The sequence below is a fragment of the Pseudoalteromonas sp. HL-AS1 genome (assembly GCF_031198785.1).
Taxonomy (GTDB): domain Bacteria; phylum Pseudomonadota; class Gammaproteobacteria; order Enterobacterales; family Alteromonadaceae; genus Pseudoalteromonas; species Pseudoalteromonas distincta.
Genome location: NZ_CP133569.1, coordinates 499,736 through 516,179 on the forward strand (window position 1 = coordinate 499,736; position 16,444 = coordinate 516,179).

The window sequence follows — 16,444 nt, forward strand, 5'->3', positions numbered from 1 at the left end:
TATGAATATAGAGAGAAGTTACGCACCAGTAGTGTTATTTGCTTACGCTAGGCCAGATCATACATTACGAACATTAAATGCTTTAAGAGATAATTTTTTAGCTGAGAAGACAGAGTTATATGTTTTTTTAGACTTCCCTAAAAAAGCAGAGCATAGAGCTGATTATGAGTCTGTTGTAGATATTGTTAATAAAGTGAATGGTGACTTTAAAGAAATTCATATTGAAGCTAGGACCGAGAACTTCGGTCTTGCGAAAAATATCATGTCTGGTGTTAGTGAAGTCATTAATAAGCACGGGAAGGTTATTGTTCTTGAAGATGATTTAGTAACTTCTAAGTACTTTTTAACATTTATGAATGATGCTTTAACTGAATATAAAAGTAATGAGTCTATTTGGCACATCTCTGGATGGACCCATCCGATCGACTTTGGAATAAATGAAGATACATTTGCTTGGCGTACAATGAATTGCTGGGGCTGGGCTACTTGGGCTGAAAACTGGCAATTTTTTGAGAAAAACCCACAATCTTTGGTAAGTAATTTTACAAAAGAAGATATAAGTAAGTTCAACTTAGATAATACCCATAATTTTTGGAAACAAGTCGAAGCTAACTTAGATGGTAGGTTAAATACGTGGGCTATTTTTTGGTATGCCACTATTTATAAGAACAACGGGTTGTGTATTAACCCTACTAAGACATACATACAAAACATAGGAAATGATGGCAGTGGTGAAAACTGTGGTAATTGGGATATTTTTACTTCTCCATTAGCTCAAAGTAGCCCTAATGAATGGCCTAAAAAATTAACACAAGAAAACGTAACTGCAGTTAAGGCTATAAAAAGGTTCTATAAAAAAAATTACCCCAGTTTAATTATTAGAGCCTTTAGGAAGGCGTGGAGGCTTATTTCATGAAAAAAGTCGTTTTAGTCTCTAGCTCAGATTCAGCAGGTGGAGCTGCAAAGGCAACATTTCGCTTTTTTAGTGCATTAAAAAATCACTCTTTGAGTTTAGACATTAGAATGGTAGTTTCAAAAAAAAATCAGCCAGATAGCGATATTATTACTAATAATAGCTTTACTTTTCGTTTAATGAGTTTTTTAAAATATAAAATTTCGCGTAAAATTATCTCTTTGCAAAAAACATCAAATCAGAATTATCATTCAATTAATTGGTTTTCTGGCGGTTTGAAGAACTTAGTTGAAAGCCAATCCCCGGATATCGTTAATATTCATTGGGTAAATGATGAAAGTATATCAATAGAACAAATTGGTAAAATAAAACAAAGTTTAGTATTGACATTGCATGATATGTGGGCTTTTTGTGGTGCAGAGCATTATGTTGATGACACTCAAAGTGTTCGGTATTTAAAAGGTTATAACAATACTTCACCTAAAGCTAATGAAGGCATTGATATAAATAAATTAGTTTGGCAGAGAAAGATGAGGGCGTGGGGTAATAAAAAAATTACAATAGTAACTCCAAGTAATTGGCTAACTGAATGTGCTAAAAATAGTGAGTTATTTAAAAATAGCCCTGCTTCATTTTCAACTATAGCAAACCCTTTAGATTTAGATATTTATAAGCCTTTAGATAAAAAAGCTATGAGGGAACTTATCGGTATACCTCAAAATAAGATTGTAATAGGTTTTGGAGCTCTATCTGCTAAAACAGATAGTAGAAAAGGTTTCGATTTATTGGAGTTAGCCTTAACAAAGTTAAATGAAATAGCTGTTGATATAGAACCGAAAAATACTGTTTTTTTAATATTCGGTGCTGATGATAAGCAAAACTCAATAGCAGGCTTTGATTGCTATTCTACAGGTCATTTAAATAATGAGATTGCTATTGCGGCAGCTTACAATGCTATGGATGTCATGCTAGTTCCGTCGAGGCTAGAAGCATTTGGCCAAACAGGAAGTGAGGCTCAAGCATGTGGAGTACCTGTTGTTTGTTTTGATACTTCAGGGTTGAAAGATGTAGTTGTACAAAAGAAGACAGGCTACTTGGCTAAGCCATATGACCCTCTAGACTTTGCTGAAGGGATAATTTGGGTTTATCAAAATAGAGAAAATTTATCCATTGCAGCAAGAAAACATGCTTTAGAAAGTTGGTCGTATGAAAATATATCCAAAAGATACGAAGAACTTTACAGTCTTTTATAAAGTTTAAGCCTAGGAGCTTTTAATTGAAAGTATCAGTTATAACTATCACATTTAATGATCTAGATGGTTTAAAAAGAACATGCAAAACAATACAATCGCAAACATTTACTGATTTTGAGCATATTATAGTTGATGGTTTGTCAAGTGATGGTACCAGTGACTTTTTAGCCGAGTGGCAAAAGCAGAGTGTCACAAATAAATTTATCTCAGAGCCTGATACGGGTATTTATAATGCGATGAATAAAGGCATTAAGTTAAGTCAAGGGCAATGGATAATCTTTATAAATGCTGGTGATGAGTTTGCCTTTAACGATACGTTAAAGCTTGCGATAAGCAAAAAGGAATTTTCGAACTCAGAATATAAAGTTATCTATGGGCATAAATTTAACAAAGAAAGAAAGTTAGAAAAATCCAAAAAAGAGCCTGTTATTTTAAGTTCTGGAGAATTATTTAGCTGTCATCAATCAATGTTTTTCAGTGATAAATCTTTTTACGATGAAAGTTACAAAATATTTGGTGATTTTGAATTGCTAGCTCGGTTCTATAAAGACTTTGGTAAGGGGGCATTTAAACAAATTGACCTACCGATTGCGGTTTTTGAAGGGGGCGGGGTTAGTTCTAAGATATCTTCGACGAAGCGTAAAGAAAAGTTTAGAGCTATCTTTCTACATTTTGGACTTAGAGGTTTATTAAAAAATTACTTTTTGAACCCAGTTGTATGGAAAAAGCTGTTACGAATTAAAGCTTAACGGCAGTGATTATTTAGAGCGGAGTTTTTTTTGAAAAGTAGCATTTTATTAGTTGGCCCAGATCCTGAGTTCATTACAGGACAATCTGTCGCATTTAAGTATTTATTAGACTCTGAATATTGTGAACAAAATAATGTACATTATTGTTTTAACAGTACTGGCGCTTCTACTTTTGCCAAATTGCTAGGGTTTGTAATTTATTTTTTTAAATTAATATATTTATTTATTAGGTTTAGGCCCGAAACTATATATTTAACAAACAGTCGAACAAGGTTTGGTCTCCTAAGAGATACCTACATTTTCTTGTTAGCAAATTTATTTGGATCAAAAGTTGTAGTGCATTTGCATGGCTCAGACTTCAAAAGCTTTATTGAAACATTACCTAGAAGTTGGAGAGTCCTTGCTGATTTAGGGTATGGAATGGTCACTACAGCTATTGTATTATCTCAGCCAATGAATACTCAGTTTTCGATGTATAAGCATATAAACGTTGAAGTTGTTGGGAACTGTTTTTCTGAAGAAATATCTAATTTCAGTACTAACATAGTGCACAGTCCACTGAAAATTCTTTTTTTGTCTAATTTAATGCAAACAAAAGGTATTATTGAGCTAACTGAAGCGGTGAAAAAATTAAATATGAAACAGCATCTTATCGATTTAAAAATTGCTGGGGCATATTTGACTGATGGAGAGCTCACTAAGTATCAAATGCAAGAAAAAATAGAAGCGTCACTCAGTCATAATATTGAGTATTGCGGTATTGTAAAAGGTGAAGAAAAGAATAAGTTATTCGAATGGTGCAATGTGGTAGCATTACCCAGCTATTACCCAACAGAAGCACAGCCAATAGTTCTAATTGAAGGCTTGGCTGCTGGTCGATACTTACTGACAAGTAAAGCCGGATATATTTCTGAGTTTGTTAAACATTTAGAAAATGGCTTTGTCTTAAACACCGTTTCGGTAGAAGAAATTATTAAAGCTTTAAATTATATGCTTGTAAATCAGCGTGAAATAGAAAAAGTATCTCAAGAGAATATTGGGTATGCTCATACACATTTTTCTCAAGAGCAGTATGTAAATAGAATTTTTGAAATTATTGGAGTTAGTTTATGAAAAAGGCCTTAATTACTGGTGTTACAGGTCAAGATGGATCTTATTTAGCAGAGTTTTTACTTGAAAAAGGTTATGAAGTGCATGGTATTAAACGTCGTGCTTCTAGCTTTAATACTGAGCGTGTTGACCATATCTATCAGGATATCCACGAAGTAAATCCTAAATTCTTTTTACATTATGGCGACTTAACCGATACTTCAAATTTAACGCGTATTTTAAAAGAAGTGCAGCCAGATGAAGTGTATAACTTAGGCGCACAAAGTCATGTAGCCGTTTCTTTTGAGGCTCCTGAGTACACTGCTGATGTGGACGCTATGGGAACTTTACGACTACTTGAGGCTATTCGTTTATTAGGTCTAGAAAAGAAAACTAAATTTTATCAAGCATCTACCTCTGAGCTTTATGGTGAAGTACAGGAAATTCCTCAAAAAGAGACGACTCCATTCCACCCACGCTCACCTTACGCTGTAGCTAAAATGTACGCATATTGGATTGCTGTTAACTATCGTGAGTCATACGGAATGTATGCATGTAACGGTATTTTGTTTAATCATGAATCGCCTCGCCGTGGTGAAACGTTTGTTACGCGTAAAATTACACGTGCTTTAGCAAATATATCTCAAGGTTTGGAAAAGTGTGTATACCTCGGTAACATGGATGCACTTCGTGATTGGGGACATGCAAAAGACTACGTTCGTATGCAGTGGATGATGTTACAACAAGATAAACCTGAGGACTTTGTTATTGCAACAGGCAAACAAATTTCGGTACGTGAGTTTGTTACTTTATCCGCAAAAGAGTTAGGAATTACTTTAGCGTTTACAGGCGAAGGAGTTGATGAGATTGCGACTGTTACTGCGATTGACGGTGATAATGCGCATGCATTAAGCGTGGGTGATGTCATTGTACGTGTTGATCCTCGCTACTTTCGACCAGCAGAAGTTGAGACATTATTAGGTGATCCATCAAAAGCCAAAGAAAAGCTAGGGTGGGTGCCGGAGATTACGGTAGAAGAAATGTGTGCCGAGATGGTACAAAATGATCTCGCTAAAGCAAAGCAACATGCCATATTAAAGTCGCATGGCTATGATGTAAATGTCTCTGTAGAGTGATCTCTGTTTTTAATTATTAACTTATTAACCCAGCAAGCTTTGCTGGGTTTTATTATGGATTGAATAATGAACAAACAACGTATATTTGTTGCAGGGCATAATGGCATGGTTGGCAGTGCTATTGTTAGGCAGTTAAAATCTCTAAGCAATGCAGAAGTCATTACGCGCTCAAGAGCAGAACTGAATTTATTAAGCCAAGCGGACGTACTTGATTTCTTTAATAAAAATAATATCGACCAGGTTTATTTAGCCGCAGCAAAAGTAGGTGGCATTGTTGCAAACAATACTTATCCTGCTGAATTCATATATGAAAACCTCACGATTCAAAATAATATTATTCACAGCGCTCACTTAGCAGGTGTTAATGAGCTGCTATTTTTAGGTTCTTCGTGCATATACCCTAAACTCGCTGAGCAACCTATGAAAGAGGATGCACTACTAACAGCAACGTTAGAGCCGACCAATGAACCATACGCCATTGCAAAAATTGCTGGTATTAAAATGTGTGAGTCATATAACCGGCAATATGGGCGTAATTATCGCTCTGTAATGCCAACAAATTTATATGGTGAAAATGATAATTTTCATCCAGAAAACTCACACGTTATACCTGCATTACTGCGTCGTTTTCATGAAGCTAAATTAGCGGGGAACAACAAAGTGGTTGCTTGGGGCTCAGGGAAGCCAATGCGCGAGTTTTTGCACGTAGATGATATGGCTGCGGCGTCAATTCATGTAATGAATCTAAGCGACGGACTTTATAAAGCAAATACACAAGATATGCTTAGTCATATAAATGTGGGTACAGGAGTGGATTGCACAATTCGAGAACTAGTTGAAACTGTTGCTCAGGTTGTTGGATTTGAAGGTGATATTGAGTTTGATAGCACTAAACCTGACGGTGCACCTCGAAAATTAATGGATGTATCTCGTTTAAAATCCTTAGGCTGGGAGTATTCAATTAGCTTAGAAGAAGGCTTACGCCAAACATATGCGTGGTTTTTACTAAATCAAGATAACTTTAGAAAGTAATATGTTTTTAGAAAAGCAAATATTTACAACCGTTATTGATAGTACACCTTTGGTATCTATTGACTTAGTAGTAATAAATGAAAAAAATGAAGTATTACTTGGTCAGCGTTTGAATCGTCCAGCAAAAGGCTTTTGGTTTGTACCTGGTGGGCGAATATTAAAGAATGAAGCATTAGCTGATGCGTTTAAACGTTTAACGCTTGAAGAGTTAGGTACACAATATTTAATTGAAAATGCAAATCTATTAGGTCCCTATGACCATTTTTATACAGATTGTGTATTCAATGAAAGTATAAGTACTCACTATGTAGCAATAGCGTATGTTTTAAAAATAAACAATAATGAGTTGAACAGTTTACCGATTGCTCAGCAACATAGTAATTACAGCTGGCTGGCTATAGAGGCACTGTTAGAAAGTAATGAAGTACACAAACACACAAAATGGTACCTTCAAGCAATAGACTCAAAAGGAATTTAACATGATTTTACCAGTAATAATGGCGGGTGGCTCAGGCACACGTTTATGGCCGCTCTCGCGCGGTAATTACCCTAAGCAATTTTTAACCTTAACCGGTGATTATACGATGCTGCAAAGCACGTTAAATCGCTTAGATGGATTAGACCATTCACCGGCTATGCTAATTTGCAATGAAGAGCATCGTTTTATAGCGGCAGAGCAAGTACGTCAATTAGGTGTTGGGCACAGTGGTATATTTTTAGAGCCCGTAGGGCGTAATACAGCCCCAGCCATTGCGCTGTCTGCTTTCAAAGCATTAGAAAACGGCGAAGACCCGTTGTTACTCGTACTTGCTGCAGACCATGTTATTAATGATACGAGTGCGTTTCAGCAAAGCGTTAGCCAAGCGGCAACGCTTGCTGAGCAAGGGAAGTTAGTGACCTTTGGTATTGTAGGTAATAAACCAGAAACAGGTTATGGCTATATTAAGCGCGGTGAGCAGTATCAGGCAGGGTTTGTGGTAGAGCGCTTTGTCGAAAAACCGAATGAAGCTACAGCACAAGACTATATTAAAAGCGGTGATTATTACTGGAATAGCGGTATGTTTTTGTTTAAAGCAAGCCGTTACCTAGACGAGCTAAAAGCATTCCGCCCAGATATATATGCTGCGTGTGAAAAAGCCATGCAAGTACAAAATGATGACATGGATTTTGTGCGTGTGGATAAAGCGGCGTTTGAAGCATGCCCAGACGAATCAATAGATTATGCGGTAATGGAACACACTAAAGATGCTGTTGTTGTGCCTATGGATGCTGGTTGGAGTGATGTGGGTGGTTTTGCTGCATTGTGGGAAGTATCACCGCAAGATGAAAATGGTAATGCATTTAGTGGTGACGTAAAAGCCGTTGATACAAAAAACACCTTGGTGTTTGGCGAAGATAAACTAGTTGCTACCGTTGGCGTTGAAAATTTGGTCATAGTAAACACCAAAGATGCGGTGCTCGTTGCGCATAAAGATAAGTCACAGCATGTAAAAGCAATAGTACAACAATTAAAAGATGAGCAGCGAACAGAGGCCAAACTACACAGAGAAGTATACCGTCCTTGGGGTAAGTATGACTCTGTTGATAATGGTGAGCGTTTTCAAGTTAAGCGTATAACCGTAAAACCTGGAGCTAAGCTGAGTGTACAAATGCATCACCACCGTGCAGAGCACTGGATTGTTGTATCGGGCACGGCCAAAGTACAAATTGACGATACAGAGCAGTATGTAACAGAGAACGAGTCGGTTTATATTCCTATCACCGCGGTTCATGCTTTAGAAAACCCGGGTAAAGTTGATTTAGAATTGATTGAAGTGCAATCAGGCTCCTATCTTGGTGAAGACGATATAGTGCGTTTTGAAGACCGCTATGGGCGCGTAAAATAATTAACAATATAAAAAGATAAAACTATAGCTTGCTTAGAGATGTAGCAACACCGATTAGTTCACCACAGATACACAGAGAAGAAAAGGCGCTGTTTGTAATACAAGTTTCTCCTCTGTGTAACGCGCAGTGTCTAAATGCTCTTGGTGGTAAACAATAAGCATGACTTGATTTGGAAATACAATGAATAAAAAATTAGTTAGCTCAGAAGTGATTTCAAAGAGTGGCATTGCTTTTGGTACCAGTGGGGCACGAGGTTTAGTTAATGACTTTACGGCAGATGTATGTGCTGCATTTGCCATCGCGTTTGTAAAATCAATTGATAATGAATTTAGTTTTAACACAGTTGCACTGGCGATAGACAACCGGCCAAGTAGTTACACTATGGCGCAAGCCTGCGCGCAAGGGTTAAAGCAACTTAATATTGATACCGTTTATTATGGTGTGATACCGACCCCGGCGTTGGCTTATAAAGCGATGCAAGATGCGATGCCGTGTATAATGATTACAGGCAGCCATATTCCTTTTGACCGCAATGGCCTAAAATTTTACCGTCCGGATGGTGAAATAACCAAAGAAGATGAGCAAGCTATTCTACATAATGATGCCCCTTTTGCGCCGCTTAGCCAGATATCAGCGTTAACGGTGAGTAATGCCGCAGAGCAGGCGTATATAAGCCGTTATGCAGCGCTATTTAGTGGCGATGCGCTCGCAGGTAAAAGGATAGGCATATATGAACACTCAAGCGCTGGGCGAGATATATATAAATCATTATTTGAAAGCCTAGGCGCAGAAGTAACGAGTTTAGAAAGAAGTGATACCTTTGTGCCTATAGACACCGAAGCCGTGTCGGATGAGGACAAACAAAAAGCCCGTAATTGGTCAAAAACATATGGTTTTGATGCGATATTTTCAACAGATGGTGATGGCGACCGACCGTTAGTGGCAGATGAGAGCGGTGAGTGGCTTCGAGGTGATATCCTGGGGCTATTATGCAGTCAGTTACTGAACATAGACGCGTTGGCAGTGCCTGTTAGTTGTAATACGGCGATAGAAAAATCAGGGTACTTTAAACATGTTGCGCGCACCAAAATTGGCTCCCCTTACGTAATAGCGGAATTTGCTGATTTGAATAAAGCGTATGAAAGCGTAGCAGGATTTGAGGCTAACGGCGGGTATTTGCTCGGAAGCAATATTACTTTAAATGGCAAACCGCTCAGCGCCTTACCAACACGTGATGCATTATTACCTGCATTTATGCTATTAATTCAGCCACAAAGTATTTCAAGCTTATTAAAAGATTTACCCCAGCGTTTTACAGCGAGTGACCGTTTAAAAGCGTTCCCAATAGCAAAAAGTAAAGCATTGTTGGAAGAGATAACGAGTGATGTAGCGCGATTTATAAGCACACTTAATTTGCCAGCGCACACAGCGGTAGACACTACGGATGGACTGCGCATTACGTTAGAAAGTAATGATATAGTGCATTTAAGGCCTTCGGGCAATGCACCTGAACTTCGTTGTTATAGCGAAAGTGTTACTGAGAAAATGGCAATGACTTTAGTTGAGAGTACTTTTAAATATATAAAGAGCATAAAATAATGAAAGTTTCTATAGTAACCGTTTGTTACAATAGTGCCGCTACAATTGAACACACAATCCAGTCCGTTTTATCTCAATCGCATGACAATATAGAGTATATAGTCGTAGATGGTGGCTCAACTGATGATACCCTTAATATTATCGATAAGTATAAAAATAAATTAAGTAAGGTTATTAGTGAGCCGGATCATGGTATATACGATGCGATGAATAAAGGTATAAAAAATGCCACAGGTGAAATAGTAGGTATTTTAAACTCGGATGACTTTTATGAGACCAACGAGTCAATATCTCAAGTCGTAGCAGCTTTTGAACCAAGTATAGATGTTGTATTTGGAAACTTAGTATTTGTAAAACCGGAAAATTTAAACCATATTACACGATTTTACTCCCTACCTAACTTCAAAGCATGGAAGTTAAGATTTGGTTGGATGCCTCCTCATCCTGCATCATTTATAAAAAAAGACTTATATGATAAATATGGGCTTTATAAAATAGATTATAAAATATCAGCTGACTACGAAATATTTATCCGATTTCTACTTGTACACAAAGCTCGCTTCAAGCATATCAACAGTACATTGGTTAGAATGCGCGATGGTGGGGTTAGTACATCAGGTATTAAGAGTTCAATTACATTAAATAAAGAAATAGTTAAAGCGTGTAAAGAAAACGGAATTTATACAAATATATTAATTTTGCTCTTTAAGCTCCCATTTAAAGTGTTAGAACTCATCAAAAGACCTAAAAGTAATGTCTAATTTAATAATTACAGGTTCAACAGGCTTTGTTGGACGAGCCTTGGTTAAATCTTTAGGTGCAAAATATACAGTTAAAACGATAGGGCGCAAAGGTAAGACTTCGGATAATCATTTACGTGCTAGTATTGATATGAAGACTGACTACTCTTCGATGCTCCGCTCTAACGATGTGCTAATCCATTTAGCAGCTCGGGTTCATGTTATGAATGAAAAAACAAAAAATCCTATTGATGCGTTTAGGGCTGTAAATACCCAAGGGACGTTAAATTTAGCTACTCAGGCAGCAGAGGCTGGTGTTAAGCGGTTCATATTTATAAGTACGATAAAAGTCAATGGGGAGAGCACAACAGGGCGTGAACCCTTCACCGAACAAGAAAATTCTCCAGAAGATCCATATGGAATATCTAAAGCAGAGGCAGAGCAAAAGCTACTAGCTTTAGGAAAAAAAACAGGTATGGAAATAGTCATAATAAGGCCTCCGTTAGTTTACGGTAAAGGAGTAAAGGCTAACTTTGCTTCTTTAATGAGTTTAGTCAATAAAGGGTTTCCTTTACCTTTTAGAGCGATAAATAAAAATAAGCGAAGCTTAGTTTCTGTTTATAACTTAGTTGATCTCATAGAAGTGTGTATTGAGCATCCAAATGCTACTAATCAAGTGTTTTTGGTTAGTGATGACCATGACCTTTCCACTGCAGAAATGGTACAATTAATGGCTAAGGTACAGGGCAAGTCAAATCTAGCGCTCCCAGTACCGCCAACGTTATTTTCAATTGCCGGCTCAATATTAGGTAAAAAAAGCGTAGTTGATCGTTTAATAGGATCTCTACAAGTAGATATTACTCATACAAAAGATACGTTAAAATGGACACCTCCATATTCAGTTGAAGATGGCTTTAAATTATCTGCAAAAAATTAAATAGGTTAATTGATGATCCGAATACTCGACATTTTGTTTTCTTTAGTAGGTTTAATACTTACGATGCCATTTTTGTTCATTTTATATGTCATTGGCTTATTTGATACTGGCTCGCCGCTTTTTATGCAGCAGCGTGTAGGGCGGAATAAAAAACCGTTTACTTTAGTCAAATTTAGAACAATGACAGTAGATACTGCCTCGGTAGCTAGCCATTTAGCAAGCACTGCATCTATTACAACATTTGGTGGTTTTTTACGAAAGACAAAATTAGACGAGCTACCGCAGCTTTGGAATGTACTAAAAGGTGAAATGAGCTTAGTTGGCCCTCGTCCAGGGCTGTTCAATCAAGAAGAGCTAACCCAGGCTCGAGATGTTAAGAATGTATTTGCAGTTCGACCAGGCATAACGGGATTAGCGCAAGTTAACGAAATTGACATGTCTACTCCTGAGCTGCTAGCAGAAACAGATGCCAAAATGATCGCCACATTGAATCTCAAGCTCTACTTTACTTATATATTACAAACGGTTACTGGAAGTGGCAGTGGTGATAGAGTTAAGTAGCATTCTGAAAATTACACAAAGTAACTAAATACATAAAGACTATTTAATATTTTGCATATAGTCTTTAATTATTAAGTGCAACAGTCGTTCATCGTGTAGTAAAATTGCAACTAATAGAATGGCAGTATCGCTGCTAGCTTCAGGGAAATATATTGTGTTTTTAAAATTTTTAGTTAACTTGCCTCGCCCTCAGAAAAGAGTCGTATCGCTTTTTGTAGATAGCATTTTTATTATTGTTGCCTTTTGGCTTGCCTTTTTATTAAGGCTCGACAGCACGGCTGTTTTAAAAAATAACCACACATGGATACTACTCGCAGCAGTCCTCCCCCTAAGTTTATTAAGCTTTGTGAAACTAGGGCTGTACAGAGCTGTACTTCGCTATATGAACATGCAGGCTATGTGGGCTATTATCGCAGGTGTTATGCTTTCCACCGTTTACTTAACTGTTCTATCTTTCTTTTTGAGTGCACCAGTCCCACGAACAGTGCCATTTATATACGCTAGTTTTTGTATTCTATTTGTAGGAGGAGCTCGACTGGCTGTCAGGGCTGTTGTAGGGCAAATAACAATGCGTCGTAAAGAAAGAGTTATTATATACGGTGCGGGTTCTGCTGGACGGCAACTTGCTACTGCGCTAGCTAATGGGTCAGAATACTCACCTGTTGCCTTTATTGATGACGATCCTAAAAAGCATTTATCGTTAATTCAGGGGGTGTGCGTTCATCCGCCTTCTCAAATTTCTGAAATCGCAAAGCAAAAATGCGTTAATAAAATTCTACTTGCACTACCTAGCGTTTCAAGAAGTCGTCGAAAAGAAGTGCTTAATGCAATAGAGAAATTTAAATTACAAGTAATGACCATTCCAGGTATGGCTGATATCGTTTCGGGTACAACCAACCTTGATGAAGTGAAAAATGTAGAAATAGATGACTTATTAGGCAGAGATTCGGTTCAGCCACGTCAAGATTTAATGTCAGCAAATATAGAAAATAAAATAGTAATGGTAACAGGTGCGGGCGGATCAATCGGCTCGGAACTATGTAGGCAAATAATTAAAAACAACCCAACTAAAATAGTGCTTTTTGAGTTGTCTGAGTTTGCTCTATACGCAATAGAAAAAGAGTTATCGGAATACCGCACTACAAACGGTTTAAATATAGAAGTAATACCTATTTTGGGTTCAATACAAAATAAAAAACTAGTTGAATCTACGTTTTCTACTTTTAAAGTCAAAACCGTTTACCATGCAGCGGCGTATAAGCATGTCCCATTAGTAGAGCATAACGTAGTTGAAGGTGTACGAAATAATATCTATGGGACTTACAACGTTGCTACGGCAGCTATAAATGCAAAAGTCGATACTTTTGTTCTCATTTCAACAGACAAAGCGGTGCGCCCAACAAATATTATGGGAACTACAAAACGCATGGCAGAGCTTGTATTGCAAGGGTTGTCTGATATTCAAAGTTCGACACGTTTCACAATGGTACGTTTTGGTAACGTACTGGGTTCTTCTGGTTCTGTTGTACCATTATTTAGAAAGCAAATAAAAGCCGGTGGTCCAATAACATTAACCCATCAAGATATCACACGCTACTTTATGACGATCCCAGAAGCTGCTCAATTGGTTATTCAAGCTGGTGCTATGGGAGTCGGCAGCGATGTGTTTGTACTTGATATGGGTGAACCAATAAAAATCAAAGATTTAGCAACTAAAATGGTCCACTTATCGGGGCTTGAAGTTAAGCACGAAAAACGGCCAAATGGTGATATAGAAATAAAATGTACAGGTTTGCGCCCTGGCGAAAAGCTTTTTGAAGAGCTACTTATTGGCGACAATGTTATTGGTACCGATCATCCAAGAATTTTAAGTGCGCAAGAAATAAAAATGCCATGGCATGAGCTAGAGCCATTTTTAGGTAAACTCAAAGCAGCATGTGATGACTCAGATCATATTCTAATACGTAAGCTGCTACTGCAAGCGCCTACTGCATTTGCTCCAACAGATGGCATATGCGACCTTAACTGGCAAGAAAAACAAAGTAGCCAAACTAATGTAACTGCTTTACCCAACGTAAGCGGCTCTTAGAATAGGTTGCGTGAGCAAGCTTCACGCCTACGTGGGTTTTTATATTTTTGGTGTGTCACGTTGTAGGCGCCTTGCTTGCTGGCGCACTAAAAGCGCGGCTTTTACGTATTTACTAAATTGCGTGAGCAAGCTTCACGCCTACGTGGGTTTTTTCATCCTCGGTGTATGTGACCATGTGGCGCCTTGCTTGCTGGCGCACTAAAAGCGCAGCTTTTACGTATTTATTAAATTGAGTGAGCAAGCTTCACGCCTACGCAGGTTTTTATATTTTTGGTGCGTCACGTTGTAGGCGCCTTGCTTGCTGGCGCACTAAAAGCGCAGCTTTTACGTATTTACTAAATTGCGTGAGCAAGCTTCACGCCTACGTGGGTTTTTCATCCTCAGTGTATGTGACGATGTGGCGCCTTGCTTGCTGGCGCACTAAAAGCGCAGCTTTTACGTATTTATTAAATTGCGTGAGCAAGCTTCACGCCTACGTGGGTTTTCCATCCTCGGTGTAGTGACAATGTAGGCGCCTTGCTTGCTGGCGCACTAAAAGCGCGGCTTTTACGTATTTACTAAATTGCGTGAGCAAGCTTCACGCCTACGTGGGTTTTCCATCCTCGGTGTATGTGAGAATGTAGGCGCCTTGCTTGCTGGCGCACTAAAAGCGCAGCTTTTACAAGTAAACGCAATCCCAGTATGCTAAGGGATCCCCAAAAATAATTATTAAATTTCAATCACATCACTCACATCCATATTTTTCCAATCGAGTTGCACTACCACCTGTACGAAATAGGCTAGCCCTTCCAAGTAATCTCGCCGCCGCAGCTTAATGGACTGTTTTTTGAAGTATCGCAACCCAACAAATGCCCATGACACTACTCGCCTGTTTTTGCTTGAGTTAGCTTGAAAAGCCCCTGTCTTTCCTGCTTTGTCTATCACAGCACCCAGCATCATTGAGAACCAATGAGCCAATGTTGCGAGCAGTAAAAGTATGTCTAATCGATAGAGTTTGTTCGTTCTGTGCAGATCTGAGCCTAAGCCGAACCTAACACTTTTTTGGTCTCGAAACCCTGCCTCTATCTGCATTCTCATTCCGTATAGCTTGAGCACCTTTTCGAGAAAGTGGTGTCTTTTTGGAAGAGAAGAAACGAGTAGCCAAGGCTCCTTATAACCGCGTTTTTTATCTCTTTTTAATAACTTATGTCCCTTGCCAACCAACACTGCATGAGTTTGATATTTTGCACTTTTGGTCAGCTCGGTCGCGCCAAGATACTGGCTCTTACGCTGATTGTTCTTGAATAGTGACTGGCATGGAATAAACTCATCGCTGTCCTGCGTTTTCAAATGTGCCGTACCACGAACCCGACTAATATAATGCCAGCCATTGTTCCGCACGGCTTTGAGCCAGGGGACTTTAAAGCCCGCATCCGTCACAATCACGGGGCGGCAATCACTCGGCAAGATCAGTTTGAGCATCTTTAAAAACCGTTTTTGCACTTTTGGGCAATGATATTGAAAGCTGAATGCACTTTCCTGATACAGGGTTAAAGAGCGACCTTCACTGACAATGCTGGCACGCAGAATACAGTATTTGGTTTGTGTATCAGCATGGCTCCAATCGACCAAAATGACGGGATGCTTTTCAGTGACCACAAAGCGGCTTAAGCGAACATAAACCGATATCGATTCACGCAAAAGCTCATTGTTACTGAGTAGTCGGTCAATACGTTTAATATCATGTTTTTCAGTTGTTTTTGAATCCAAATTGCGGCCGATAGACGTCAAGGTGCATTGCTGACAGTGCAAAAGAGATTTAACGGCAGCGACTAGAGTATTAAATCTGGCTTTATGAATAGAGTTAGGGGTGACAGCGCGGAGCATATTGTGCAAAATAGTAGACGCATTCATGGTGTTTAGTTCTGTTGTTTTTAAGCGATTCATAAGATCACAAAACACCATGAATGTTCCCTCACTACCCACATTTTTTAATACTGTTAGTTCATTGATATGTAAAGGCTAATTCTGGGGATACTTTAGCCCAGTATGGGTATTTGCGTATGTTGTCTACTAACCCTGCGCGTAAAGGGTTTGCAACTATATATCTAGCTTGATTTATTATATCTTCACCATCTCTTACTTTGTGGTCATAGTAATTAGATTGCCATACCTTTCCCTCTGTACCGTTTTGTTTATTAAGCCTATAAGTTGTAATATTTTTAAACTTCCTAATTAGGTTTGATAGGTCAGAATTACTATTTAACTGTAAAAGCCAATGTATATGATCAGGCATAATTACGTAGCAAATAGTACTAAGTGAATTATTTTTAGAAAACAGGGCAAGTTCTTTTGATATCAATCGTGCATTTAAGTAATTAGCTAATAACGGCTTACGAGAATAGCAACATAAAGTTATGGAGTAAAAAGCATTAATGGTAGGGCACCTGCCTTTTAAACGTTTATGTGTGTTAGCCATA

The 16,444-nt window shown here is 38.3% G+C and carries 16 protein-coding genes; 13 read left to right on the forward strand and 3 right to left on the reverse strand.

Annotation, left to right across the window (positions count from 1 at the left end):
- The first annotated feature begins 1 nt into the window (after window position 1).
- From RB214_RS02255 to RB214_RS02315, 13 genes are all read left to right on the forward strand, one after another.
- On the forward strand, window positions 2–916 hold the full coding sequence (locus tag RB214_RS02255) for a sugar transferase (RefSeq protein WP_138488474.1): 915 nt from the start codon (window positions 2–4) through the stop codon (window positions 914–916).
- Window positions 913–2,166, forward strand: coding sequence for a glycosyltransferase (locus tag RB214_RS02260; protein WP_138488475.1), 1,254 nt, complete (start codon window positions 913–915; stop codon window positions 2,164–2,166). Before RB214_RS02255 ends, RB214_RS02260 begins: the two co-directional genes overlap by 4 nt.
- A gap of 23 nt (window positions 2,167–2,189) precedes the next feature.
- The gene (locus RB214_RS02265) at window positions 2,190–2,915 is read left to right on the forward strand and encodes a glycosyltransferase family 2 protein (RefSeq protein ID WP_138488476.1); all 726 of its coding nucleotides are present in this window, start codon (window positions 2,190–2,192) and stop codon (window positions 2,913–2,915) included.
- A gap of 30 nt (window positions 2,916–2,945) precedes the next feature.
- Window positions 2,946–4,028 carry a glycosyltransferase family 4 protein gene (locus RB214_RS02270; RefSeq protein WP_309168228.1) on the forward strand — a complete coding sequence of 361 codons (1,083 nt, stop codon included), beginning with the start codon at window positions 2,946–2,948 and terminating at the stop codon, window positions 4,026–4,028.
- A complete protein-coding gene (gene gmd / locus RB214_RS02275; RefSeq protein WP_149602071.1) occupies window positions 4,025–5,140 on the forward strand; it encodes a GDP-mannose 4,6-dehydratase in 1,116 nt (371 codons plus the stop codon). Before RB214_RS02270 ends, gmd begins: the two co-directional genes overlap by 4 nt.
- Window positions 5,141–5,206: 66 nt before the next feature.
- Window positions 5,207–6,172 (forward strand): GDP-L-fucose synthase, encoded by a 966-nt coding sequence (locus tag RB214_RS02280; RefSeq protein WP_138488479.1) that lies wholly within the window; start codon window positions 5,207–5,209, stop codon window positions 6,170–6,172.
- 1 nt (window position 6,173) lies between these two features.
- Window positions 6,174–6,650 (forward strand): GDP-mannose mannosyl hydrolase, encoded by a 477-nt coding sequence (locus RB214_RS02285; RefSeq protein WP_138488480.1) that lies wholly within the window; start codon window positions 6,174–6,176, stop codon window positions 6,648–6,650.
- Between the two features lies 1 nt (window position 6,651).
- Window positions 6,652–8,058, forward strand: a complete 1,407-nt coding sequence (locus RB214_RS02290) for a mannose-1-phosphate guanylyltransferase/mannose-6-phosphate isomerase (RefSeq protein ID WP_309168231.1) — start codon at window positions 6,652–6,654, stop codon at window positions 8,056–8,058.
- 181 nt (window positions 8,059–8,239) lie between these two features.
- Window positions 8,240–9,658 carry a phosphomannomutase gene (locus tag RB214_RS02295; RefSeq protein ID WP_309168232.1) on the forward strand — a complete coding sequence of 473 codons (1,419 nt, stop codon included), beginning with the start codon at window positions 8,240–8,242 and terminating at the stop codon, window positions 9,656–9,658.
- Window positions 9,658–10,419, forward strand: a complete 762-nt coding sequence (locus RB214_RS02300) for a glycosyltransferase family 2 protein (protein WP_138488483.1) — start codon at window positions 9,658–9,660, stop codon at window positions 10,417–10,419. The genes RB214_RS02295 and RB214_RS02300 overlap by 1 nt, the downstream gene beginning before the upstream one ends.
- Complete coding sequence (locus tag RB214_RS02305) at window positions 10,412–11,335, forward strand: SDR family oxidoreductase (protein WP_138488484.1); 924 nt, start codon at window positions 10,412–10,414, stop codon at window positions 11,333–11,335. The genes RB214_RS02300 and RB214_RS02305 overlap by 8 nt, the downstream gene beginning before the upstream one ends.
- Window positions 11,336–11,347: 12 nt before the next feature.
- Window positions 11,348–11,896 carry a sugar transferase gene (locus RB214_RS02310; protein WP_138488485.1) on the forward strand — a complete coding sequence of 183 codons (549 nt, stop codon included), beginning with the start codon at window positions 11,348–11,350 and terminating at the stop codon, window positions 11,894–11,896.
- A gap of 154 nt (window positions 11,897–12,050) precedes the next feature.
- A complete protein-coding gene (locus RB214_RS02315) occupies window positions 12,051–13,985 on the forward strand; it encodes a nucleoside-diphosphate sugar epimerase/dehydratase (protein WP_309168234.1) in 1,935 nt (644 codons plus the stop codon).
- 112 nt (window positions 13,986–14,097) lie between these two features.
- On the opposite strand, the gene RB214_RS02320 is transcribed toward RB214_RS02315, so the two are convergent.
- From RB214_RS02320 to RB214_RS02330, 3 genes are all read right to left on the reverse strand, one after another.
- Window positions 14,098–14,226 carry a hypothetical protein gene (locus RB214_RS02320; protein WP_309168236.1) on the reverse strand — a complete coding sequence of 43 codons (129 nt, stop codon included), beginning with the start codon at window positions 14,224–14,226 and terminating at the stop codon, window positions 14,098–14,100.
- Between the two features lie 467 nt (window positions 14,227–14,693).
- The gene (locus tag RB214_RS02325; RefSeq protein ID WP_139015407.1) at window positions 14,694–15,911 is read right to left on the reverse strand and encodes an IS4 family transposase; all 1,218 of its coding nucleotides are present in this window, start codon (window positions 15,909–15,911) and stop codon (window positions 14,694–14,696) included.
- Window positions 15,912–15,969: 58 nt separating this feature from the next.
- On the reverse strand, window positions 15,970–16,443 hold the full coding sequence (locus tag RB214_RS02330; RefSeq protein ID WP_309168239.1) for a transposase: 474 nt from the start codon (window positions 16,441–16,443) through the stop codon (window positions 15,970–15,972).
- Window position 16,444 lies beyond the last annotated feature (1 nt).